This window comes from Cupriavidus sp. C1SS-2L (assembly GCF_057073735.1).
The window spans coordinates 738,373-761,635 of the sequence record NZ_CP172708.1 but is presented as its reverse complement, the minus strand read 5'-3'; the positions used below and the strand labels follow the sequence as shown (position 1 = coordinate 761,635).

Genomic DNA, 23,263 nt, shown 5'->3' with positions numbered 1-23,263 from the left:
GCGGGACGGATACGCGTGCGGGCTTCAGGCAGCCAGCATCGCGCTTTCGCGGTAGTGGCGCTGCGCCTCTTCGGGCCGCTCGGTCTCTTCGAACAGGCGAGCCAGTGCCAGGTGAGTGCGCACGCGCAGACGGGTCTGCTGATGGCGATCCGCATACTTCAAGGCGCGCTCGAAGCTGGACTGGGCCTTGCCCCACAGCTGCTCGCCAAGGCAAAGCACGCCGAGCGTGAAGTAAAGGTCGGGGTCAGCGGGATGTTCGTTGATCCATTTCTCTGCCTGCTGGATCAGCGGCAGGGCGTGGCCGGCTCTGGCACAGTCGGCATAGCGCAGCACCAGGCGGCTGTCCCAGTGGACCTTGAGTGCATCCTCGATGATGCGCCGCGCCTCGTCCTGCCGGCCAAGTGCGGCAAAGTAGCGGGCCGCCGGCTCGGCGATCCGCGCGGCGCGCCGTTCGTCGGCCGACAGCGTGCGCCAAAACGAGGACAGGGCCTCGGCGTCGTGGCGGCGCTCGTCCAGCATGGCCTCGCAGGCCATCTGCTTGAGCCGCAGCGCGAGCACCGGATGCAGGGCGTTGCGCTTTTCCAGCGACCGCGCGAGGCGCAGCACTTCGGACCAGTTCTTCAGGTGCTGGTGCGCACGCAACGCGATGCGCTGCACGTGGATCTGGCGCGCGCCTTGGGCTTGCAATTGAGCAATGGTCTCGAGCGCGCCATCGGCATCGCGCGCATCCATCAGCAATTCGGCCATGGAGACCAGCCGTGCCTGCTCGCGCTCCGGATCGGTGACCTGCGCCATCCAGGCGTCGCGGCGATCGGTCTCCTGCATGCGGTGCGCGGCGCGGGCGCCGACCAGCGCGGCGGTCTGCACCTGCGCATCCCAGGACTGCGCCTCACGCGCTGCGCGTTCGGCGCGCGCGAAACGGCCCGCGAACAGGTTTTCAATCGATTCGCGCAGCGCCGCCTGGGCCTTGTTCATGCGGCTGCGTTCACGATACGCGGCTGCCCTGCGCGGCATCTCGGAAAGATGACGCGCCGTGGACAAGACAGTCCACACTACGAAGAACACCAGCAGCAGCAGCGCCAGCGCCAGGTTCAGCGACAGCTCGACACGGTACGGCGGATAGAACAGCACCACATTGCTGTGGTTGAACTGCGTGAACAGCGCCAGCCCGACCGCACCGCCGAACAGGATCGCGACCCAGAAAAGCAGGCGCATGGTTACTCCTTCTTCAGCGCGTGCAGCGCGCCGAGGCTTTCCGCCATGGTCGGCAACTGCACCGTCACCGCGCCAGCCTGCGCCTGCTTGAGCAGCGTGAGCACGGTTTGCACGCGCCTTGACCTCGTGTCGAAATAACGGCCGATCATGGCTTGCGCCGCGGCAAGGTCATTGCGGAAGACCGGCTCATTGCGCGACAGCAGCGCCAGGCGTGCATTGAGCATGCGCAGCTTGACGTTCTCGCGCAGGAACCAGCCCTGGTCCCCCGACAGCAACAGCGCTTCAGTGTCATCGACCTTGCGGATGCGGATAACCTGCGCCATTTCATCGCGCATGTAATTCCACAGCCGGGCGAACCAGTTGCCTACGCCGCCCGATGCCGGGGCAGAGGCCTCGCGTGCACCCTTGGCAGCAGCGCCACGGCCGGCATCCTTGCGGTCTTCGGCCTCGGTACGCTCGAGCATGCGTTCGCTGGACAACAGCGGCAGCGCGTCGATCTGGTTGATGGCTTCATCAAGCTTGATGGCAGCGCCGGTCAGGTCGGTATCGGGCACCGCCTTCATGCGCGCGATATCGCGCGCCAGTGCGCGCCGCAGCAGGTTGTACTGCGGCTTGTCGGTGCGGGCCAGACGTGCGTCGGCACTCTGCAGCGCGGCCAGTGCGACCTGGACGTTGCCGGTGAGCTGGAGCTGCTGGCCGGCATTGGTCAGCAACTGCTGGATCTCGGCGATTTCCCAATCATCGCGGTTGCGCATCAGGTCCTGGTAGACCTGTTCGAGCGCGACCTGCTTGTCGCGGGTCTCGCCGACCTGGCCGTCCAGCGCGCCGACCTTGGCCTGCAGCTCCTTGACGGTGTCCTGCGCGTTGCGCGACAGCACGCGCGTTTCCTGCACCAAGGCGTCGTTGCTCTGCTGGCGTCGTGCCAGCTCCTCGGTCAGGTGGTCGACCCGCTGCTGCAGCCACCAGAAGCCGCCGGCAGTTGCCAGCACCAGCACCGCCACCAGCGCCCACAATGCGGCATTGCGGCGCGGCGCGGCGAACGAGGCCGATGGCGAAGCCGAAGCCGTGGCACCGGGGGGAATGGTGGTTGAGGAGGACGTAGTTTCTTGCGTCACGCGTTCGACCCTGTTTGTCATGGCAGGCGGCGGCACGGGCAGCGGCTCCGGCCGCGGTGCCGGAGCCACCGCAGGAACCGGTGTACTTGCGGCTATCGGGCCCGCATAGGCATCCGCCCACTGTTTGCATGCCGCGAGCAGGCCGGCATCGCCTGGCGCTGCACGCAGGATGCGCGTGAAGCCGAGCGCCTGCGCCTGTTCGGCGATTCTCGCATGCGGCGCGATGCACTGCACCTGTTTCAGGGTGGCCAGTTCCTGCGGCGACAGGTTATGTCGCGCCAGTGTCTCGAGGTTGCGCACGGCTTCGGAGCTGGTCAGCAGCCAGGCTTGCGGGGCGGCGCCAGGGCTCAGGCCGTCGCGCACGGCCTGCCATTGCATGGCAGTGGGCTCGGGCAGCGTGCGCTGGTACGCCTCGACGGCCGTGACGTCCGCGCCCGCTTCGCGCAATCGGTCGCCAAGCCAGTCGCGGCCACCGTTGCCGCGGACGATGAGCACGGAGCGTCCTTGCAGTGCGGCCGGTTCGAGCTGAGCCCAGAGCGCTTCGGAGTCAAAACGGGCTTCTTCGCCGTTGGCGCCGCCGTTCGTGCCGTTGCCGTCGGCACCCGCCGGCGCGATCACGCGATAGTCGGGCGCGACAATGCCACGTTCGGCCAGCGCCATGACGCTGGCGGGTCCGACCACGGCCACCGGGACGCCGGGCGGCCACTGCGCCGCGGCAATGCCCTGCACCACAGCGAGCGCATCGACCGCGTACTGGATGGCGTTGGGGCTGACAAAAATCACCAGCGCGAATTGGTCCAAGCGCGCCAGTGCCGCGCGCAGCGGCGCGTCATCGGCGGCGGGGCCAATCGAGAGCAGCGGAAAGCCGAGGACATCGAGCCCTGCGGCCTGGAGCGCTTCTGTCAGTTGCCGGGACTGCCCGGCGGGTCGTGTGACAACGACAGTCGGGCGGGGCATGGGCCGGCCTCAGGCTGGATCTTGGGGAGCCGGTGTGTCGGCCAGCGCGGCGAGAATCTCGGCGGCGCCCTGCGAGAGCAGATCCCGCGCGGCCGACGCGCCAAGTGCCTCAGCCGCCGCAGCATCGACCACCAGACCGGCGGCCGATGCACGCGTCTGCCGCGAGCCATCGGGCATGGCCACGAAGGCATCGAGCCGCAATTGGTCGCCAACCCAGCGCGCATGCGCGGCCAGCGGCACCTGGCACGAGCCGCCAAGCATGCGCGACACCGCCCGTTCTGCCGTGACCGCGAGCGCGGTCGGCTGGTGGTTCAGTGGAGATAGCCACGCGGCGACATCGGGACGCGTCGACAGGATTTCGATACCAAGCGCGCCCTGTCCCGCTGCAGGCAGCGAAGCCTCCGGCGCGATCAGTGCGCGGATGCGATCGCCAAGGCCCAGCCGCTTCAGACCGGCCGCGGCCAGGATGATCGCGCCGTATTCGCCGCGATCGAGCTTGCCCAGGCGGGTATCGAGATTGCCGCGCAGTGGCTTGATGACCAGATGCGGATAACGCGCGCGCAGCGCGGCCTCGCGACGCAGGCTCGAGGTGCCGACCACGGTCCCGGCCGGCATCTCGTCGAGCGATGCAAACGTCGATGAAACCAGCGCATCGCGCGGATCCTCGCGCTCCATCACCGCGGTCAGCGCGAAGCCGTCGGGCAACTCCATCGGTACATCCTTCAGCGAATGCACCGCGAGATCGGCCCGGCCTTCGGCCATCGCGAATTCCAGCTCTTTGACAAACAAACCCTTTCCGCCGACTTTCGACAAAGTCCGGTCTAGAATCTGGTCTCCGCGCGTGGTCATGCCCAGAATGGACACATCGCACGCGGGATAGTATTGTTGCAGCGCAGCACGCACATATTCAGCCTGCCACATGGCCAGACGGCTCTCGCGGGAGGCGATGACAAGCTTGTGCGGAAGGCTGCTGGACACGGCGGTAGAAGAAGTCGGGAAGGCGGATGCATGCATTCGTCAATGTTAGCACGCGACCCAATCGCCGCTCCGCACCATCGGACAGAAGTAAAGCAAGAGGAGATTGCATGACGCAGCATGCTGCGCGCCCCGGCCGACGCTCGGCCAATCGAGAAGCCCCCTCCCAGGCCTCAGGCCAGAGTGACGCGAACGGCGCATCAACCCGCAAGACCGCTTCCAAGACCCCTGGCATCAAACCGATTTCGAAGGCCAATCTGATGGTCGTGCCCGCAAATGGCGCCCTGAACGCCAGCCCGGCACGCCGCTCGGCGACCGACAAGGACGTGCCGCTGCGCGAGGACATCCGCTTCCTGGGCCGCCTGCTGGGCGAATGCCTGCGCGAGCAGGAAGGTGATGCCACCTTCGAGGTGGTCGAGACCATCCGCCAGACCGCCGTGCGATTCCGACGCGAGAACGACCGTGCCGCCGGTGCCGAACTGGACCGCCTGCTCAAGCGCCTGTCGCGAGACCAGACCAATCAGGTCGTGCGCGCGTTCAGCTATTTCTCGCATCTGGCCAATATCGCCGAGGACCAGCACCACAACCGCCGCCGCCGCATCCACGCGCTGGCCGGTTCGCCGCCGCAAGACGGCAGCCTGCAGCACGCGCTCGAGAAGATCGACGCCGCCGGTGTCACGGGCAAGCAGCTGCGCAAGTTCCTGGACGAGGCACTGATCGTTCCGGTGCTGACGGCGCACCCGACCGAAGTCCAGCGCAAGAGCATCCTGGACGCCGAGCGCGAGATCGCGCGCCTGCTGGCGGAGCGCGACCTGCCGATGACCGCGCGCGAGCGCGACCGCAACACCGCTCAGCTTCGCGCCAAAGTCACCACGCTGTGGCAGACCCGCATGCTGCGTGACTCGCGGCTGACGGTGGCCGACGAAATCGACAACGCACTGTCGTACTACCGCACCACCTTCCTGCACGGCATCCCGCAACTGATGAGCGAACTGGAAGAGGACATCGCCGCGATCTTCCCGGCCTCACGCAAGACCAAGGGCGCCGCTGCCGAAGCCGCGCCGCTGGCGCCGTTTATGCAAATGGGTTCGTGGATCGGCGGCGACCGCGACGGCAATCCGAACGTGACGGCCGAAACGCTCGACCACGCCGCCACCCAGCAGTCGCGGATGATCCTGGGCTGGTACCTCGACGAGGTGCATGCGCTGGGCGCCGAGCTGTCGATGTCGACGCTGATGGTCGACGCGAGCCCCGAACTGCTCGCACTGGCCGAGGCATCGCCCGACCACTCCGCCCACCGCGCCGACGAGCCGTACCGCCGCGCGCTGATCGGCATCTATGCGCGCCTTGCCGCGACCAGCAAGATGCTGACCGGTCAGGGCGCGCCGCGCCATCCGGTGGCGGACGCCGAACCGTACAGCAGCGCCGAAGCTTTCGCGGCCGACGTACAGATCGTGATCGACTCGCTGCGCGCCCACCACGGCCGCGCGCTGACCAGCACGCGCATCGACGCACTGGTGCGTGCCATTGCCGTGTTCGGCTTCCATCTGGCATCGGTCGATATGCGCCAGGTGTCCGACGTGCACGAAGCCGTCGTCGCCGAGCTGTTTGCCGCCGCCGGCGTCGAGAAGGACTACGCCGCGCTGCCGGAATCCCGCAAGCTCGAACTACTGCTCGCCGAACTACGCCAGCCGCGCCTGCTGACGCTGCCGTATCACGAGTATTCGGAGCAGACCCGCAACGAGCTGGCCATCCTGGCAACCGCGCGCGAACTGCGCGCGCGCTACGGCCAGCGCGTCGCGCGCAACTACATCATCTCGCACACGGAAACGCTGTCCGACCTGGTGGAAGTCATGCTGTTGCAGAAGGAAGCCGGCATGCTCAAGGGCACGCTGGGCAGCAAGACCGATCCGGCACGCATGGAGCTGATGGTCATTCCGCTGTTCGAAACCATCGAAGACTTGCAGAACGCAGCAGGGATCATGCAGTCGCTGCTGGACCTGCCGGGCTTCGATTCGGTGATCGAGCACCACGGTGTCGAGCAGGAAGTGATGCTCGGCTATTCCGATTCCAACAAGGACGGCGGCTTCCTGACTTCCAACTGGGAGCTGTACAAGGCCGAACTCGCACTGGTCCAGCTGTTCGAGCAACGCAAGGTCAAGCTGCGCCTGTTCCACGGCCGCGGCGGCACCGTCGGCCGCGGCGGCGGCCCGACCTACCAGGCCATCCTGTCGCAGCCGCCGGGCACGGTGAACGGGCAGATCCGCCTGACCGAGCAGGGCGAGATCATCAACAGCAAGTTCGCCAATGCCGAGATCGGCCGGCGCAACCTGGAAACGGTGATCGCCGCGACGCTGGAAGCCTCGCTGCTGCCGCAGCAGAACGCGCCGAAGGAACTGAGCACGTTCGAAGGCATCATGCAGCAGCTTTCCGACCGTGCGTTCGGCGCCTACCGCAACCTGGTATATGAGACCCCGGGCTTCAAGGACTATTTCTTCGCCACCACGCCGATCACCGAGATCGCCGACCTGAACCTCGGTTCGCGTCCGGCCTCGCGCAAGCTGATGGACAAGAAGAACCGCCGCATCGAAGACCTGCGCGCGATTCCGTGGGGCTTCTCGTGGGGCCAGTGCCGACTGCTGCTGCCGGGCTGGTACGGCTTCGGCAGCGCGGTCAAGTCGCTGCTCGACACCGCGCCGGACGAAAAGGCACGTAAAGCCGCCGTGGCGACGCTGCGCAAGATGGTCAAGACCTGGCCGTTCTTCTCCACGCTGCTGTCCAACATGGACATGGTGCTGGCCAAGACGGACCTGGCCGTGGCCTCGCGCTATGCCCAGCTCTGTGACGACGCCGCGCTGCGCAAGAACGTGTTCGCGCGCATCAGCAAGGAATGGCACCTGACCTGCGAGATGCTGGCGCTGGTCACCGGGCATCAGGAACGGCTGGCCGACAACCCGCTGCTCGCGCGTTCGATCAAGAACCGCTTTGCGTACCTTGATCCGCTCAACCACTTGCAGGTGGAACTGCTCAAGCGCTACCGCTCGGGCAAGGATGGGGACGATATCCGGGTACGGCGCGGTATCCATCTGACCATCAACGGGGTGGCTGCGGGGTTGCGCAATACGGGTTGAGTATCTTCCGCTAGCGTCGCCTCGCCGGCGGCGTACTCCCCTCTCCCGCACGCGGAAGAGGGGAGGAACCGCGCAACAAGCAATAGGCGCCGGCACTCAGCCGACAAACGCCCCCGGCACCGGATCATCCCCCAGCGCATGCAGCAGCACCGCCCAGTGCATTGCTTCATCGCCCAGAATGCTGCCCGCCGCCTTGGTCAGATCCCGGTTATAGAAATTCGGCAGCACGCCGAGATACGCCGCGGTAGCGCCCTTCTCCAGTCCCGCCGCAAAACGCAGCACATCCGCCTGAGTCTTGAGCTGTCCCGTCGGGAACGAATATTCCGACGGTTTCTTCGCCATGACCGGCGACCCGCCCAGCTTCGATACCGTGCCCGCCAGCACTTGCGCGTGCGCCTTGTGGTGGTTCTGAAACTTCACCGCCGTGTCGAGCACCGGTTTCTGCAGCAGCCCGCTTTCCGCCCCGACCTGGTAGGCCGCGATGGCCTGATACTCGAGGCCGAGCGCCACGTTCAGGATATTGATGTCGTCTTTCGTGCTGCCTGACTGCGTCTGTGCCCAAGCTGGCATCGACTCGCCAAGGCTCAGCACGGCCAGCGAACCGAGCGCGAACAGGCCCGGCACCTTGAGCAGGCCGCGCCGGCGTTCGTCGGGCAAGGCGATGGAAACTTTCTCGGACTGAACCAGCCGGTGCGCCGACGTCGTGGACATGCGTTCCATGGTGTGCTCCTGTGAGAGATCGAGGGACAGCGTCCGCAGCGCGGATCGCATGCTGCTTTTACGCAGGCACCGGGCAATTGGATGCAGCGACGCTGCCTATAATCCGTCAGAGCCCTCCGCCAGGAACCTCCACGTGCCGGCTGCCCCCGAACCATCCTTTGCCCCATCGGCCGACAACGACCGGCTGGCGGCGTGGCTGCAGGCGGTGGCGCTCGGCGACCGGCAGGCGCTGCGCGCGCTCTACGACCACACCGCGACGAAACTGTTCGGCCTTGCGCTGCGTATCACTGGAAGGCGCGACTGGGCGGAGGACGCCGTGCAGGAAAGCTTTGTCAGCATCTGGCACCACGCCGGCGACTACCGGCCGCACCTGGCCGCGCCGATGACGTGGATGACCACCATCGTTCGCAATCGCGCGCTCGACTGCCTGCGCCGCGCGGCAGCCGCGCGCGTGCCGCAGACCGTGGAACTCGATGAAGAACTCGGCGAATGGCTGGCCGACGATGCTGCCGGCCCGGCTGAACTGGCGTTGGCCAGCCAGCAGGCGCGCGCACTGAACCGCTGCCTGCAACGGCTGGAGCCGCTGCAGCGGCAAGCCATCGTACTGGCCTACTTGCGCGACCTGAGCCATGCCGAACTGTCCGAGCGGCTGCGATTGCCGCTTGGCACCGTGAAGTCGTGGATCCGTCGGGGTCTCGAACGCCTGCGCGCGTGCATGGAGAGTGCGCCATGAGGCTGACCCGGCACCCCGACCTGCTCGACCGCATGGCAGCGCAATATGCGCTCGGCGTGCTCCGTGGCGGCGCACGGCGCCGGATGGAGCAGCTTGCGCGCGAGGAACCGGCCGTGCGTGCCGCGATTGGCCACTGGCAGGTCAGGCTGGCCGGCATGGCCGAGTTGCAACCGTCCGTGGAAACTGTAGAGGCGGTGTGGTGCGGCGTCGAACAGCGGCTCGGCTGGAAGCCGGTGCCGTCGACCGAGGCAGCGGTGACGCCGTGGTGGGAAAAGCTGTGGATGGCACCAGTGTTCTGGCGCGGTGCAGCGGCGGCAATGACCGTTATTGCGGTGCTCGCCGTCGGCATCGGGTGGCAAATGACACAACGGCAGCCGGGCGATGCGGCGGTAGTCGCTGTGCTGAACAATGCACAATCCAAACCCGCCCTGCTTGTGTCATGGGATGCGGCGGCACGCCAGTTGGTGGTGCAAAGGCTCGACGACACGGTCTTGTCCGGACAGCAGGTACTGCAGTTGTGGGCGCTGCCTGAAGGTGGCAAGCCGCAATCGCTCGGCGTGATCGGCCGCGAGCGAGCTGCACGGCTAGCGCTGACCCGGTTCCCCGCCGCCGTACCGGCCCTAGCGGTCAGCGTCGAACCGCCTGGCGGATCGACGAACCCGGACGGCCCGAGCGGCCCGGTTGTCTTCAAGGGACCATTGATCCACTCGCCGCTCTGAAGCACGCTTGCCCGTCCCCGACGAGCGATATAATCCACGTTTCTCCGAAATCCGCTCGCGCCCGCCCCGCATGGTCATGCACCGGCCGCACGCCGCGCGAGCCATAGAGCCACATAGCCCTGACGTCCATGACGACCTCCCAACTTGCCAAGAAAGGCGAAGCCTGGTCCGCCCGCTTCTCCGAACCGATGTCCGACCTGGTGAAGCGCTACACCGCTTCGGTGTTCTTCGACAAGCGCCTGGCCCTGTTCGACATCCAGGGCTCGCTGGCGCATGCGGCCATGCTGGCCAAGCAAGGCATCATCGCCGAGGCCGACCGCGCCGAGATCGAGCGCGGCATGGCACAGATCAAGGGCGAGATCGAAGCCGGCGGCTTCGAATGGAAGCTGGATCTCGAAGACGTCCACCTGAACATCGAAGCGCGCCTGACCGCGCTGGTCGGCGATGCCGGCAAGCGCCTGCATACGGGCCGCTCGCGCAACGACCAGGTCGCGACCGACATCCGCCTGTGGCTGCGCAGCGAGATCGACAACATCATCGCCCTGCTCGGCGCGCTGCGCGGGTCGCTGCTGGACCTGGCCGACCAGAACGCTGACACGATCCTGCCGGGCTTCACGCACCTGCAGGTCGCGCAGCCCGTGACTTTCGGCCACCACCTGCTGGCCTACGTGGAAATGTTCACGCGCGATGCCGAGCGCATGGCCGACTGCCGCAAGCGCGTCAACCGCCTGCCGCTGGGCGCCGCCGCGCTCGCCGGCACGAGCTACCCGATCGACCGCGAATTCGTCGCGCAGCAGCTCGGCTTCGACGGCGTGTGCCGCAATTCGCTGGATGCGGTGTCGGACCGCGACTTCGCGATCGAATTCTGCGCAGCCGCCGCGCTGGTGATGACCCACGTGTCGCGCTTCTCGGAAGAACTGGTGCTGTGGATGAGCCCGCGCGTCGGCTTCATCGACATCGCCGACCGCTTCTGCACCGGCAGCTCGATCATGCCGCAGAAGAAGAACCCCGACGTGCCGGAACTGGCCCGCGGCAAGACCGGCCGCGTCAACGGCCACCTGATCGGCCTGCTGACGCTGATGAAGGGCCAGCCGCTCGCATACAACAAGGACAACCAGGAAGACAAGGAACCGCTGTTCGATACGGTCGATACCGTCGTGGACACGCTGCGCATCTTCGCTGACATGGTGCCTGGCATCACCGTCAAGCCCGAAGCCATGCGCGCCGCCGCGCTGCAGGGCTACGCCACGGCCACCGACCTGGCCGACTACCTCGTCAAGAAGGGCCTGCCGTTCCGCGACGCGCACGAAGCCGTGGCCCACGCCGTGCGCGCGTGCGACAGCCGCAACTGCGACCTGGCCGACCTTACCGTGGCCGAACTGCGTGAAGTCTCGGGCCTCGGCGACAAGTCCGCACTGATCGGCGATGACGTGCACACCGTCCTGACGCTCGAAGGTTCGGTCGCTGCGCGTAACCACATCGGCGGCACCGCACCGGACCAGGTGCGCGCGGCGATCGCCGCCGCACGCGCAGCGCTCTGAGTTGACGCTGTAAGTTCCGCGTAAGTTTCAAGCAAGAAAAAGCCACGATGGGCCGGCCATCGTGGCTTTTTTCATTTACAAGACGGATTTTTGCGCAATGTGATAGGTATTAGCCCCAAGCGCCGACGCATTTTGTTACAGATAAACTAATCGCCGCAAAAACCGGGGAGACAACCCATGAACTACTTGCTTGGTCTGTCACGACAGATCGACAGGTTGAATCAGCACACGGGCAGGCTTGCAAACATCATGATCCTGCTGTCGTGCCTGATCAGCGCCGGCAACGCCCTCCTGCGCTATGGCTTCAACTTGAGCGACAACTGGCCACTCGAACTGCAGTGGTACATGTTTGCGATCGCCGTGATGTTCGGCGCCTCGTATACCTTCCAGCGTAACGAACACGTCCGCGTCGACCTGTTCTACGGCAACGTCTCGGAGCGCGCCCAGCACTGGATCGATATCTTCGGCATCGTCGTATTCCTGCTGCCGTCGTGCATCCTGTTCACGTGGCTGTCCTGGGATTCGCTGTTCCTGCCCTCGTGGCGCATCCTCGAGCAATCGGGCAACTCCGGCGGCCTGCCGCGTTACCCGATCAAGCTGGTGGTGCCCGTCGGCTTCGCCCTGCTCGCCCTGCAGGGGGTGTCTGAACTGATCAAGCGCTTTGCCGCCCTCAAAGGCCTGGTGCGTATCGAATCGAAATACGAGAGGCCGGTGCAATGATTCCATTGGAATATATGCCGCCGATGATGTTCGGCGGCCTGGTGCTGTTCATGCTGATCGGGTTCCCGGTCGCATTTTCGCTGTCCGCCGTCGGCCTGGCGTTCGGCTTCGTGGCCATTCACTGGGGCTACTTCCCCCTGAGCTTCCTGCAGGCGGTGCCGAGCCGCGTGTTCGGAAGCGTGCTCGCCAACGAGTTGCTGCTGGCCATTCCGTTCTTCACCTTCATGGGCGCGATCCTGGAGAAATGCGGGCTGGCCGAGGACATGCTCGACTCCATGGGCCAGCTGTTCGGCCCCGTGCGCGGCGGCCTCGGCTACTCGGTGATCATCGTCGGCTTCATCCTTGGCGCGATCACGGGCACCGTGGCCGCGCAGGTGATCGCCATGGCGATGATTTCGCTGCCGGTGATGATGCGCTACCGCTACAACATGAAGTACGCCACCGGCGTGCTCGCAGCATCGGGCACCATCACGCAGCTCGTGCCGCCGTCGCTCGTGCTGGTGGTGCTGGCCGACCAGCTCAAGACGCCGGCCGGCAGCGCCGACGTGGGCAGCATGTACCTGGGCGCGTGGGGCCCGTCGGTGGTGCAGATCGCGCTGTTCGCGCTGTACACCTTCTTCCTGACCCGCGTCAAACCTGACTGGCTGCCGCCGGTTCCGGCCGAAGCGCGCACGCTGCGCGGCTGGCCGCTTTGGGCCAAGTGCCTGCGCGGCATCATCCCGTGTGCGGTGCTGATCTTCCTCGTGCTCGGCACGATCATGCTGGGCATCGCCACACCGACCGAATCGGGCGCCATGGGTGCCGTCGGCGCGCTGGTGCTCGCGGTGATCCGCGACAAGGCATTCACCAGCACCGATCGCATCGTCTACCGCATCGGCATTGCCGCGACGGTGATCGCCGCGGCCGTGGGTGTGTTCGCCTTTGGCTCGCATGTGTTCCGGATCCCGCTGGCGGTGTTGTACCTGGTCATCCTGTGGCTGGTCATCCGCGCGGGTCAGATGACCGACCTGCGTCTGCTGATCGTCGATGCTTACCAGTCCACCGCGCGCATCACGGCGATGGTGGTGTTCATCCTGATCGGCTCCACCTGCTTCTCGGTGGTGTTCCAGGGCGTGGACGGCGGCGCATGGGTCGAGCACCTGTTCACCTCGCTGCCGGGCGGCTGGATCGGCTTCCTGATCGTGGTGAACCTGTTCATCTTCTTCCTGGCGTTCTTCCTGGACTTCTTCGAGATCGCGTTCATCGTGGTGCCGATGCTGGCGCCGGTGGCGGTGAAGGTGCTGGCCCCGGTCGTGGCCGATTCGATGGGCGGCAACCCCGAAGCCGCGGCCACTGCGGCGCTCGTGTGGTTCGGCGTGATGCTGTGCGTGAACATGCAGACCTCGTTCATGCACCCGCCGTTCGGCTTCGCACTGTTCTACCTGCGCGGCATTGCGCCGAAGGAAGTGAAGAGCTCAGACATCTACTGGGGTGCGCTGCCCTGGGTCGGCCTGCAGCTGGTGATGGTGCTGGCCGTGATGTTCTGGCCGGGCATGGTGACGGCATTCCTCGACAAGGGATCGCTCCACCATAACACCGGGGCGGAGGTCAGCATTCCGCTTGGCGGTGAGCCAGAGAAACCGGCATCTTCGCCAGGGACACTGGAGTTGCCGGGAGCAGCCGCTCCGGCCGAACCGGCGGCGCCGCAGTTCGAGTTTGAGAAGAAATAACGGCCTGAGCGCCAAGACAGAGCCCCGCAATCGCGGGGCTCTTTGTTTTTCCGGGGCCTGATCCGTCGTATCTCGAACTGTCCCCTTGTAAGCCGCAGCCTGGCACTGCTCGAAGCCAAGGCCGTGCTGTCGATGGTCTGCCAACAGTTCCATGTCAGCCAGGCGCCCGCCTCCGGGCCGGTCAGCGAAGCCTTTGCTTTCACGATGATGCCGACGGAGTTGTGCGTGGTGCCCGAACGCCGGACCACCGCACATTCGGCCTAGTTCGTCGTTGTCACGAGCACATCGCCGCGCCGCTCCACCACGTTCACCACCACACTGCTGCCGGCGCGACGCAGCATCAGGTCGACCGATGCGTCGGCAATGGTCAGCCCTTGCAGCGCCACGTCTTCCATGAAGGACGGCAGGGCCGGATAGCGAAAGCTCACCTGGCGCGCGGCGACGTCAAAATCGAGGTTCAAGCACGACTGCAGCAGCGACAGCGGCGCGGCCGCCGCCCACGCCTGCGGAATGCACGCGACCGGATAGAGCGTCGGACCGCGGTTGCCCTGGCGCACGAAGCCGCAGAACAACTCCGGCAGACGGCGCAGGTCGATGTGCGTCGAGGCAGAGAAAAGCCCGTCGAAGATGCGCAGCGCCGCGTCGCGCAAGCCATAGCGCACCAGCCCTGCGGCGATCAGGGCATTGTCGTGCGGCCATACCGAGCCGTTGTGGTAGCTCATGGGGTTGTAGCGGAACTCGCTCGAGGCAAGTGTCCGCACGCCCCAGCCCGAGAACGAGGCGCTTGCCATCAGCGCAGACGCTACCTGTTCCGCTCGCTGTGGCTGCGCAATGCCAGTGAAGAGCGCATGCCCCGCATTGGATGAGCGCACGCGGCATGGCCGCTTGTTCCCGTCCAGCGCCAGCACGTAGGTGCCCAGCGCCTCGTCGAAGAAGACTTCATCAAAGCGCTGGCGCAGTTGTGTTGCCTTGGCTTCGAGTCCGTCGGCGCGTTCGGTCTTTCCAAGGCCGCGTGCGATGCGCGCGGCAGCCATCCACGCGCCGTAGACATAGGCCTGCACCTCCACCAGCGCAATGGGCCCTTCAGCGAGCGTGCCGTCAGCATGGGAGATGGAATCCCGGCTGTCCTTCCAGCCCTGGTTCAGCAGCCCTTCGGCGGTGCGCCGGCCGTACTCGACAAAGCCATCGCCATCGCGGTCACCGTACTCGTCGATCCAACGCAGTGCCGCCTCGACGTAGGGCCACAGCCAGCGCGCCGTGGCAACGTCATGGGTGCGGTCCAGGTAGGCCCCGGCCAGCATGACGAACAGCGGCGTGGAATCGATGCTGCCGTAGTAGCGGCGGAACGGCACCTCGCCGAGGTTGGCCATTTCGCCCTTGCGGCTTTCATGGAGGATCTTGCCCGGTTCGGCATCGGCTGCGGGATCGACCGTGGTGGCCTGGTTGGCCGCCAGGTAGCAAAGCACGCCGCGCGCGATACCCGGGTCGAGCCACAGGGTTTCGAGCGCGGTGATCAGCGCGTCGCGGCCGAAGAAAGTGCTGAACCACGGAATGCCCGCATAGGGATACGGCCCGTATGGCGTCTGCGTGGTCAGCATGTAGAGATCGGACATGCTTCGCGACACCGCTTCGTTGAAAATCTCGTTCGACGTGGTCACGCTTGCGGCGCGCGCGGACAAGCCACGCAGCGCGCGCCGCGCGGCGCGCAGGGCCGAAGGAACAGCCACGCGCGGCGCGCGCCCGTCCGGGCGCGCATTGCAGCAACATACCTCGACATACAGCAGTGTGGTCTTGTGCGGCGTGAGATCCAGTTCGAACACGGCCTGTTCGCCGGTCAGACGCGACGGCAACGGATCGAAAGACAGATGCGTCGTGCGCTCGCAGTCATCAAGGCCGGTATAGGCTAGCCTGACGCCGCTTTGGCAAAGCACGGGCGCATGGTACTGCCCGCGATCTATGCGATGGGCGCCGCGCACCTCGAACAAGTCCGCGAAATCCGCGGCAAAGGCCAGTTCCAGCGCGATGCGCCGCGGCACCTCGTCGAAGTTGCGTACCGCCAGCCGTTCATAGCATGTCCCCTGCCACAGGAAGCGGGAACGGCGCACATGGATCAGGTCATGGACCATCGCGAGCCGGTCCTGCTCGTCGAACAGGTCGGGATTGGTCAGGTCGCAGGTCAGCGCCACGTTATCGTCGCGCAGCACGGAACTCAGCAGCACCGGTCGCCAGCCGTTGATCGTGAGATGAAAGTGCGACAGGTGGCGGGTATCACAGTAGTACAGACCCTCCGATCCGCCAGAGCCGGCAATGGCGTCGCCATGCTCGTCGAATACGGCGAAAGTATCGCCTTGCTTGAGCGTACGTGGCTGGGTCTGGCGCAGCGAACGCGAGGCCGCGATGACAATGGGAGCCGCCGGCGTGGCTTCCGGCGCGAGTCCGCGCCGGCCTTCGGGAGCGTCAAGCATCGTTTCCCCCTTGCAGGTTCAGGGTGCGATCGGGGTGCGATCATGGGGTCAGGGCGCGATATGCAGGTCCGCGGCCTCATGGCCTGCCGGCTCCGCATGCGTGTGCCCGTTGACCGACAGCGGTTCGCACAGCCGGCGATACAACGCTACGTAGTCGCTGGCCATGCGCGCGGCACTGAAGCGCGCACTGAACGCGCGCCGCACGTCAAGGCGGTCGATGTCTCCCAGACGCCCTACCGCTGCCACGGCTTCGTCCACACTGTCCACGATAAAGCCAGTGACGCCATCATCGAGCACTTCAGGAACCGACCCCGAAGAAAAGGCAATCACCGGCGTACCGCAGGCCATGGATTCGATCATCACAAGGCCGAACGGCTCGGGCCAGTCGATCGGAAACAGCAGCGCACGCGCGTTGCCAAGAAAACGCGGTTTTTCGCGATCGCCAATTTCGCCAAGATACTCCACATTCGGGTGGCGCCGGACCAGTGGCGCGATTTCCGCATCCCAGTACGCCTGGTCGGCGCGGTCGATCTTGGCTGCGATCTTCAGCGGCATGCCGCTGCGCACGGCGATCTCGATCGCGCGGTCGGGGCGCTTCTCGCGCGCAATGCGGCCGAGGAATGCCAGATAGCCCCCGCGCGGCACGGCATGAAAGGACAGCAGGGATTCCGGCAAGCCATGGTAGACATTGCCGAGCCAGTTGACCGGCGGCATGGGACGCCGTTGCTCCAGGGATATCGACACCAGGGGCATATCCGGAAACGTCGCATAGAACGGGCGCAGATCTGGCAGATCGAGCCGGCCATGCAGCGTAGTCACGGTGCGGCTGGCAAGGCTGCGGACCAGCGGGAAATGCAGCATATCCGTGTGGAAATGCAGCACATCGAAATCATCGGCCTGCCGGCGCACATCCTCCAGCATCATGACGTGGTACGGCAGCCAGTCGTGCACAGATGGGTCGGTGCGCAATGCGCGCGGCACGCAACTCACCAGCCGGGCGGCCGTCCATGAATCGCCGCTCGCAAAGAGCGTCACATCATGCCCCTGGCGCACCAGCTCGTTTGCGAGGTACGCCACGACGCGTTCGGTACCGCCGTACTGCCTTGGCGGGCAGCTTTCCTGGAGCGGGGCAATTTGGGCGATTTTCATCGGCAGAATCTCCGTGCGGCTGACAACTTTGACAATCGGATGCCGGGCCGCCTTTGACCCTGCGCCCGGAATGCGGTCCGTGTCGCGCTGCACCGCAAAAAAAGGAGCGCCTCCCTCTTCCGCGCTTGCCAGCTCGATTACCGGTGGGCGCCGCCGATATTTGTGCTGCAGAGCGGCATGCCCCGGCCGCCACCCGGCGCGGTGCGAGAGGAGCCGGGGGCCCATCGACCGGCGTCGCGCGTGGTGCCTTTGTCGCAAGTGCCATGCCCGCAAGCTGTGCGTCTTGCTATGCTGGGTATCGTCCACATCCGATTCACGACGTACGGCCAGGGGAGCAACCACGTGCCCGACCAACCCTATCGTCCATCAGCCGGAGAGGCATCGGAGGCCAGGCCCGCAAAGGGCTGGCTGCGCTGGCTGCCCGGCGTGCAGACGCTGCGACAGTACGAGGCAGCATGGCTGCCTCGTGACGTGGCGGCCGGCCTCGTACTGACTACCATGCTGGTGCCGGTCGGCATTGCCTATGCGGAGGCATCCGGCGTCCCTGGCATCTACGGCTTGTACGCCACCATCATTCCGCTGCTGGCCTACGCGCTGTTCGGTCCCAGCCGGATACTGGTGCTGGGACCGGACTCGGCACTGGCCGCGCCGATCCTTGCCGTGGTGATCCAGCTGTCGGCTGGCGATCCGGCCCGCGCGATCGCCGTGGCAAGCATGATGGCGGTGGTATCGGGCGCGGTCTGTATCCTGGCCGGGCTGCTGCGCCTGGGGTTCGTTACCGAACTGCTGTCCAAGCCGATCCGATACGGCTACATGAATGGCATTGCATTGACCGTCCTGATCAGCCAGCTTCCAAAGTTGTTTGGCATCTCCATCGAGGACGCCGGACCCCTGCGGGAATTGTGGGACCTGATCCAAGCGCTGGGAGACGGCAAGGCCAACTGGTACAGCGCGGCGGTCGGAGGCAGCGCGCTGGCCCTGATCCTGCTGCTAAAGCGCTTCGAACGCGTGCCGGGCATTCTGATCGCCGTGATCCTGGCGACACTGGCTGTCGCCTGGTTCGGCCTGCAGGACCACGGTGTCAAAGTGCTGGGCAAGATGCCGCAGGGGCTGCCCGTCTTCCACTTGCCATGGCTGAGCGGCGTGGATATCGCCAAGGTGGTAGCCGGCGGCTTCGCCGTCGCGATGGTGGCATTCGCCGACACCAGCGTGCTGTCGCGAACCTATGCGGCGCGAATGAAGCGACCGGTCGATCCCAATCAGGAAATGGTCGGGCTTGGCGCCGCCAATCTCGCAGCGGGGCTGTTCCAGGGCTTTCCGATCAGCAGCAGCTCATCACGCACGCCGGTTGCGGAAGCGGCGGGCGCCAAAACCCAGCTCACGGGCGTGATCGGCGCGCTGGCCGTAGCCGCCCTGCTGCTGTTCGCGCCGAACCTGATGCGCTATCTGCCGAACAGCGCGCTGGCGGCGGTGGTCATCGCCTCGGCGCTCGGGCTGTTCGAGTTCGCGGACCTGAGGCGGATCTTCCGCATCCAGCAATGGGAGTTCTGGCTTTCGATGGCGTGCTTTGCCGGCGTCGCCGTGTTCGGTGCGATTCCGGGCATCGGCCTGGCCGTGGCCCTGGCCGTGATTGAATTCCTGTGGGACGGCTGGCGCCCGCACTACGCCATTCTCGGGCGTGCTGACGGCGTGCGTGGCTATCACGACGTGGAGCGCTATCCGAACGCGCGACGCGTGCCCGGCCTGGTGCTGTTCCGCTGGGATGCGCCGCTGTTCTTTGCGAACGCGGAGCTGTTCCAGACATGTGTCATGCAAGCCGTCGAAGGTTCACCCACCGAGGTGCGACGCGTGGTAGTGGCAGCCGAGCCGGTGACCAGCGTCGATGTGACCTCGGCGGATATGCTGCGCGAACTCGACAAAACGCTGGACGAACGCGGCATCGAATTGCACTTCGCCGAGATGAAGGACCCGGTCAAGGACAAGCTCAAGCGCTTCGAACTGTTTGACCACCTCGGGCAGGATGTCTTCCACCCGACGGTTGGCGCGGCGGTGGATGACTACCTGAGCGATCACAATGTGGACTGGAAGGCGTGATGACGAAGCAGCGGCCGCATGCGTAAAAAACGCCGGCCTGCCATCTGGCAGGCCGGCGCATCGCTACGTCGGCAGTGGTCGCGTGGTCGTGAATTTAGCTGCCCTGCTTTACGCAATCCACGAAGTACGCCTTGCGGCCATCGACCTCTTCCTCGACCAGCCCGTGCACATCGGTCTCGAAGCCCGGGAACAGCTTGTTGAACTCGCGCGCGAACTTCAGGTACTGGACGATGGTGCGGTTGAAGCGCTCGCCCGGGATCAGCAGCGGGATGCCCGGCGGGTACGGCGTCAGCAGGATGGCGGTGACTCGGCCCTCCAGGTCGTCCACCGGCACGCGCTCGATCTCGCGGTGCGCCATCATCGACCACGCGTCTGACGGCTTCATCGCCGGTTCCATGTCCGACAGGTACATCTCTGTCGTCACGCGCGCCACGTCGTTGGCCTTGTAGACGCTGTGCACGGCATCGCACAGGTCACGCAGGCCCATGCGTTCGTACTGTGGATGCTTGCCAACGAACTCGGGCAGCACGCGCCACAGCGGCTGGTTCTGGTCGTAGTCGTCCTTGAACTGCTGCAACTCGGTCACCAGCGAATTCCAGCGGCCCTTGGTAATGCCGATGGTGAACATGATGAAGAACGAGTAGAGGCCCGTCTTCTCGATGATGATGCCGTGCTCGGCCAGGTACTTGGTGACGATGGCCGCCGGAATGCCGCGATCGCTGAACTCGCCGTCCACGTCCAGGCCCGGGGTGATGATCGTCGCCTTGATCGGGTCGAGCAGGTTGAAGCCGTCGGCCAGGTCGCCGAAGCCGTGCCAGCGCTCGTTGGCCTTGAGCATCCACTGCTCGCGTTCGGGCATGCCTTCGTCGTTCAGCGTATCCGGGCCCCAGACCTTGAACCACCAGTCGCCATTGTTGCCGGCTTCGAAGTCGCCTTCGACCTTGCGCATGGCGCGGCGGAAGTCCAGTGCTTCCTGGATGCTTTCTTCCACCAGCGCGGGGCCGCCCGGCGCTTCCATCATGGCCGCGGCGACATCGCACGAGGCGATGATCGCGTACTGCGGACTGGTCGAGGTGTGCATCAGGTACGCCTCGTTGAAGCGATAGCGGTCCAGCTTGCGCGTTTCGGAATCCTGCACGAGGATCTGCGACGCCTGCGACAGGCCCGCCAGCAGCTTGTGCGTGGACTGCGTGGCAAACACCAGCGCGTCCTTGCTGCGCGGGCGGTCGCGGCCGATCGCGTGCATGTTGTGATAGAACTCGTGGAACGCCGCGTGCGGCAGCCACGCTTCATCGAAATGCAGCGTGTCGATTTCCGACGCGAGCATCTCCTTGATCTGCTCGGCGTTGTACAGCACGCCGTCGTAGGTACCCTGCGTGATCGTCAGGATGCGCGGCTTTTGGTTCTTGGCCTTGCTCGCGAACGGGTGGTTGGCGATCTTCCTGCGGATGGTCTCCGGGTCGAACTCGCTCTTGGGGATCGGGCCGATGATGCCGTAGTGGTTGCGCGTCGGCATCAGGAACACGGGGATCGCGCCGGTCATCATGATCGCGTGCAGGATCGACTTGTGGCAGTTGCGGTCCACCACGACGATGTCGCCGGGCGCCACGTTGGCGTGCCACACCATCTTGTTCGACGTCGACGTGCCGTTGGTCACGAAGAACATGTGGTCCGAGTTGAAGATACGCGCGGCGTTGCGCTCGGACGCGGCCACCGGGCCGGTGTGGTCCAGCAGCTGGCCGAGTTCATCCACCGCGTTGCAGACATCGGCACGCAGCATGTTTTCGCCGAAGAACTGGTGGAACACCTGGCCCACCGGGCTCTTCAGGAACGCCACGCCGCCCGAGTGTCCCGGGCAGTGCCACGAGTACGACGAATCCTGCGCGTAGTCAATCAGCGCCTTGAAGAACGGCGGCGCGAGCGTGTCGAGGTAGACCTTGGCTTCGCGGATGATGTGGCGCGCCACGAACTCCGGCGTGTCCTCGAACATGTGGATGAAGCCGTGCAGCTCGCGCAGGATATCGTTCGGGATATGGCGCGAGGTGCGGGTCTCGCCGTACAGGAAGATCGGCAGGTCGGTGTTGCGGCGGCGCACTTCATTGACGAATGCGCGCAGCTTCTCGATGGCGGCCGCTTCGGGCTGGTCATCGGCGGTCACGAACTCGTCGTCGTCGATCGACACGATGAAGGTGGACGCACGGCTGGACTGCTGCGCGAACGAGGTCAGGTCGCCGTAGCTGGTCAGGCCCATGACCTCCATCCCCTCTTTCTCGATCGCCTCGGCCAGCGCGCGGATACCCGAGCCGGAGATGTTCTCGGAGCGGAAGTCTTCGTCAATGATGATGACGGGGAAGCGGAATTTCATCGGGCATCCTTGATGGAAAGCAGGACATAAAGGACTGAGCCACATGGCCGGCAGGGGTTCCCCTGCTGCGGCGACATGTGGCTCTCACGTCAGGTCTTGGCGCCCGCGCGTCTATCGCGAGCCGGCCGTTCCGGCAAACGCCGGCATTGTAATGCGCTCAGGCCTTCGGCAGTGTGACACCGTGCTGGCCCTGGTACTTGCCGCCGCGGTCGGCGTACGACGTCTCGCAGACCTCGTCGCTTTCGAAGAACAGCACCTGCGCGCAGCCTTCGCCGGCGTAGATCTTGGCGGGCAGCGGCGTGGTGTTGGAGAACTCCAGCGTCACATAGCCTTCCCACTCGGGTTCGAACGGCGTCACGTTGACGATGATGCCGCAGCGCGCGTAAGTGCTCTTGCCCAGGCAGATGGTCAGCACGCTGCGCGGGATGCGGAAATATTCCATCGTGCGCGCAAGCGCGAACGAGTTCGGGGGAATGATGCAGACGTCACCCTTGAAATCGACGAACGACTTCTCGTCGAAGTTCTTGGGGTCGACAATGGTGCTGTTGATATTGGTGAATATCTTGAATTCGTCGGCGCAGCGGATGTCGTAGCCGTAGCTCGACGTGCCGTACGACACGATCTTGCGCCCGTCGGCCTCCCGCACCTGGCCGGGTTCGAACGGTTCGATCATGCCGTGCTGTTCCGCCATGCGGCGGATCCACTTGTCGGATTTGATGCTCATAGGGTCGGGAGGGGTAAACGCTTAGCCAGAGTGCGCCGAATTGTACAACCAATCCGGACCCCCACCGGCACTCAATTAAGTGCCGCTCAGGCCACAACTTCCTCAGGCAGTCGATGGTGAAAGCGCTCCTTGCCCGTATAGAGCAGGAAGTGCTTGCCCGTACACCTCGCAAACAGCGTCATATTGACCCGTTGCGCCATCTGGTAGCCCATCTGCGTGACGCCCGAGCGCGATAGCAGGAACGGAATCCCCATCTGCGCGCCCTTGATCACCATTTCGGAGGTAAGCCGGCCGGTGGTGTAGAAGACCTTGTCGTCGCCGCGCATGTCTTCCAGCCACATGCGTCCAGCAATCGCGTCCACCGCGTTGTGGCGGCCCACGTCTTCGACAAACATCAGAAGTTCGCTGCCGCGGAACAGTGCGCAGCCATGCACCGAGCCAGCCTGCTTGTACACCGACTGCTGCAGGCGGATGGTGTCGACGATGCCGTACAGCGTGTCCTGATCGAGCGTGGCACCGGCGGGCAGCTGGATATTGTCGATCTCGTCCAGCAAGGAGCCAAACACCGTGCCCTGCCCGCAGCCCGTCGTCACCACGCGCCGCGCGGTGCGCTCCTCGATGCGGTCGACGCCGGTCCGGGTGGTCACGGCGGCGGATTCCGTTTCCCAGTCCACCTGCACGGCGGCGATGTCCTCGATCGATTCCACCAGCCGCTGGTTGCGCAGGTAGCCGAGCACGAGGTGCTCGGGCGCGCCGCCGAGGGTCATCAGCGTGACCAGTTCGCGCTTGTCGAGATAGACCGTCAGCGGGCGCTCGCCGGGCAGGTAGGCCGGACGCGCGCGTCCCAGCTCGTCGACGACTTCGACCTCTTCGATCAGGGGAACAGCTGCGTGAGTCAGTTCGGGACGCAGTGGCATGGATGGCGGAGTCG

At 65.4% G+C, this 23,263-nt stretch carries 16 protein-coding genes; 7 read left to right on the top strand and 9 right to left on the bottom strand.

Annotation, left to right across the window (positions count from 1 at the left end):
* Window positions 1-24: 24 nt before the first annotated feature.
* The 3 genes from ACIGJG_RS03545 to hemC are packed head-to-tail and all read right to left on the bottom strand — an operon-like array spanning window position 25 to window position 4,301.
* The gene (locus ACIGJG_RS03545; RefSeq protein WP_011296889.1) at window positions 25-1,215 is read right to left on the bottom strand and encodes a heme biosynthesis protein HemY; all 1,191 of its coding nucleotides are present in this window, start codon (window positions 1,213-1,215) and stop codon (window positions 25-27) included.
* Between the two features lie 2 nt (window positions 1,216-1,217).
* Window positions 1,218-3,287, bottom strand: coding sequence for a fused uroporphyrinogen-III synthase HemD/membrane protein HemX (hemDX, locus tag ACIGJG_RS03540; protein WP_220631346.1), 2,070 nt, complete (start codon window positions 3,285-3,287; stop codon window positions 1,218-1,220).
* 9 nt (window positions 3,288-3,296) lie between these two features.
* A complete protein-coding gene (gene hemC / locus ACIGJG_RS03535) occupies window positions 3,297-4,301 on the bottom strand; it encodes a hydroxymethylbilane synthase (RefSeq protein WP_483672759.1) in 1,005 nt (334 codons plus the stop codon).
* 71 nt (window positions 4,302-4,372) lie between these two features.
* On the opposite strand from hemC, the gene ppc reads away from it, so the two are divergent.
* The gene (gene ppc / locus ACIGJG_RS03530) at window positions 4,373-7,393 is read left to right on the top strand and encodes a phosphoenolpyruvate carboxylase (protein WP_483672758.1); all 3,021 of its coding nucleotides are present in this window, start codon (window positions 4,373-4,375) and stop codon (window positions 7,391-7,393) included.
* Between the two features lie 96 nt (window positions 7,394-7,489).
* On the opposite strand, the gene ACIGJG_RS03525 is transcribed toward ppc, so the two are convergent.
* On the bottom strand, window positions 7,490-8,104 hold the full coding sequence (locus tag ACIGJG_RS03525) for a ferritin-like domain-containing protein (RefSeq protein ID WP_483673046.1): 615 nt from the start codon (window positions 8,102-8,104) through the stop codon (window positions 7,490-7,492).
* Window positions 8,105-8,246: 142 nt separating this feature from the next.
* Here ACIGJG_RS03525 and ACIGJG_RS03520 point away from each other — a divergent pair, with 142 nt between their 5' ends.
* The 5 genes from ACIGJG_RS03520 to ACIGJG_RS03500 all read left to right on the top strand — a co-directional run bounded on the left by ACIGJG_RS03520 (window position 8,247) and on the right by ACIGJG_RS03500 (window position 13,535).
* Complete coding sequence (locus ACIGJG_RS03520; protein WP_483672757.1) at window positions 8,247-8,846, top strand: sigma-70 family RNA polymerase sigma factor; 600 nt, start codon at window positions 8,247-8,249, stop codon at window positions 8,844-8,846.
* Window positions 8,843-9,565, top strand: coding sequence for an anti-sigma factor (locus ACIGJG_RS03515; RefSeq protein WP_483672756.1), 723 nt, complete (start codon window positions 8,843-8,845; stop codon window positions 9,563-9,565). Before ACIGJG_RS03520 ends, ACIGJG_RS03515 begins: the two co-directional genes overlap by 4 nt.
* A gap of 128 nt (window positions 9,566-9,693) precedes the next feature.
* Entirely contained in the window at window positions 9,694-11,106 is a 1,413-nt protein-coding gene (argH, locus tag ACIGJG_RS03510) for an argininosuccinate lyase (RefSeq protein WP_011296882.1), read from the top strand.
* A gap of 177 nt (window positions 11,107-11,283) precedes the next feature.
* Entirely contained in the window at window positions 11,284-11,826 is a 543-nt protein-coding gene (locus ACIGJG_RS03505; protein WP_011296881.1) for a TRAP transporter small permease subunit, read from the top strand.
* Window positions 11,823-13,535: a TRAP transporter large permease gene (locus ACIGJG_RS03500; protein ID WP_483672755.1), complete on the top strand. Its 1,713-nt coding sequence runs from the start codon at window positions 11,823-11,825 to the stop codon at window positions 13,533-13,535. Before ACIGJG_RS03505 ends, ACIGJG_RS03500 begins: the two co-directional genes overlap by 4 nt.
* Window positions 13,536-13,795: 260 nt before the next feature.
* Here ACIGJG_RS03500 and ACIGJG_RS03495 read toward each other — a convergent pair whose 3' ends face one another.
* Together ACIGJG_RS03495 and ACIGJG_RS03490 are read right to left on the bottom strand one after the other, a co-directional pair.
* On the bottom strand, window positions 13,796-16,000 hold the full coding sequence (locus ACIGJG_RS03495) for an amylo-alpha-1,6-glucosidase (RefSeq protein WP_011296879.1): 2,205 nt from the start codon (window positions 15,998-16,000) through the stop codon (window positions 13,796-13,798).
* Between the two features lie 48 nt (window positions 16,001-16,048).
* Window positions 16,049-17,149 carry a glycosyltransferase family 4 protein gene (locus ACIGJG_RS03490; RefSeq protein WP_011296878.1) on the bottom strand — a complete coding sequence of 367 codons (1,101 nt, stop codon included), beginning with the start codon at window positions 17,147-17,149 and terminating at the stop codon, window positions 16,049-16,051.
* A gap of 342 nt (window positions 17,150-17,491) precedes the next feature.
* Between ACIGJG_RS03490 and ACIGJG_RS03485 the strand changes: the two genes are divergently transcribed.
* The gene (locus tag ACIGJG_RS03485; RefSeq protein WP_011296877.1) at window positions 17,492-19,243 is read left to right on the top strand and encodes a SulP family inorganic anion transporter; all 1,752 of its coding nucleotides are present in this window, start codon (window positions 17,492-17,494) and stop codon (window positions 19,241-19,243) included.
* A 94-nt stretch (window positions 19,244-19,337) separates the two neighbouring features.
* Here the strand turns inward: ACIGJG_RS03485 and ACIGJG_RS03480 are convergent, their stop codons facing one another.
* The 3 genes from ACIGJG_RS03480 to ACIGJG_RS03470 form a co-directional block, all read right to left on the bottom strand.
* The gene (locus tag ACIGJG_RS03480; protein ID WP_011296876.1) at window positions 19,338-21,608 is read right to left on the bottom strand and encodes an arginine/lysine/ornithine decarboxylase; all 2,271 of its coding nucleotides are present in this window, start codon (window positions 21,606-21,608) and stop codon (window positions 19,338-19,340) included.
* Window positions 21,609-21,765: 157 nt separating this feature from the next.
* A complete protein-coding gene (dcd, locus tag ACIGJG_RS03475; protein WP_011296875.1) occupies window positions 21,766-22,332 on the bottom strand; it encodes a dCTP deaminase in 567 nt (188 codons plus the stop codon).
* Window positions 22,333-22,418: 86 nt separating this feature from the next.
* A complete protein-coding gene (locus tag ACIGJG_RS03470) occupies window positions 22,419-23,249 on the bottom strand; it encodes a formate dehydrogenase accessory sulfurtransferase FdhD (RefSeq protein WP_011296874.1) in 831 nt (276 codons plus the stop codon).
* Window positions 23,250-23,263: the final 14 nt, after the last annotated feature.

What these genes read in the sequence shown, in the direction of transcription:
- ACIGJG_RS03545 (WP_011296889.1), bottom strand. Translation starts at nt 1,215, where the DNA reads ATGCGCCTGCTTTTCTGGGTCGCGATCCTGTTCGGCGGTGCGGTCGGG.
- hemDX (WP_220631346.1), bottom strand. Translation starts at nt 3,287, where the DNA reads ATGCCCCGCCCGACTGTCGTTGTCACACGACCCGCCGGGCAGTCCCGG.
- hemC (WP_483672759.1), bottom strand. Translation starts at nt 4,301, where the DNA reads ATGCATGCATCCGCCTTCCCGACTTCTTCTACCGCCGTGTCCAGCAGC.
- ppc (WP_483672758.1), top strand. Translation starts at nt 4,373, where the DNA reads ATGACGCAGCATGCTGCGCGCCCCGGCCGACGCTCGGCCAATCGAGAA.
- ACIGJG_RS03525 (WP_483673046.1), bottom strand. Translation starts at nt 8,104, where the DNA reads ATGTCCACGACGTCGGCGCACCGGCTGGTTCAGTCCGAGAAAGTTTCC.
- ACIGJG_RS03515 (WP_483672756.1), top strand. Translation starts at nt 8,843, where the DNA reads ATGAGGCTGACCCGGCACCCCGACCTGCTCGACCGCATGGCAGCGCAA.
- argH (WP_011296882.1), top strand. Translation starts at nt 9,694, where the DNA reads ATGACGACCTCCCAACTTGCCAAGAAAGGCGAAGCCTGGTCCGCCCGC.
- ACIGJG_RS03505 (WP_011296881.1), top strand. Translation starts at nt 11,284, where the DNA reads ATGAACTACTTGCTTGGTCTGTCACGACAGATCGACAGGTTGAATCAG.
- ACIGJG_RS03500 (WP_483672755.1), top strand. Translation starts at nt 11,823, where the DNA reads ATGATTCCATTGGAATATATGCCGCCGATGATGTTCGGCGGCCTGGTG.
- ACIGJG_RS03495 (WP_011296879.1), bottom strand. Translation starts at nt 16,000, where the DNA reads ATGCTTGACGCTCCCGAAGGCCGGCGCGGACTCGCGCCGGAAGCCACG.
- ACIGJG_RS03490 (WP_011296878.1), bottom strand. Translation starts at nt 17,149, where the DNA reads ATGAAAATCGCCCAAATTGCCCCGCTCCAGGAAAGCTGCCCGCCAAGG.
- ACIGJG_RS03480 (WP_011296876.1), bottom strand. Translation starts at nt 21,608, where the DNA reads ATGAAATTCCGCTTCCCCGTCATCATCATTGACGAAGACTTCCGCTCC.
- dcd (WP_011296875.1), bottom strand. Translation starts at nt 22,332, where the DNA reads ATGAGCATCAAATCCGACAAGTGGATCCGCCGCATGGCGGAACAGCAC.
- ACIGJG_RS03470 (WP_011296874.1), bottom strand. Translation starts at nt 23,249, where the DNA reads ATGCCACTGCGTCCCGAACTGACTCACGCAGCTGTTCCCCTGATCGAA.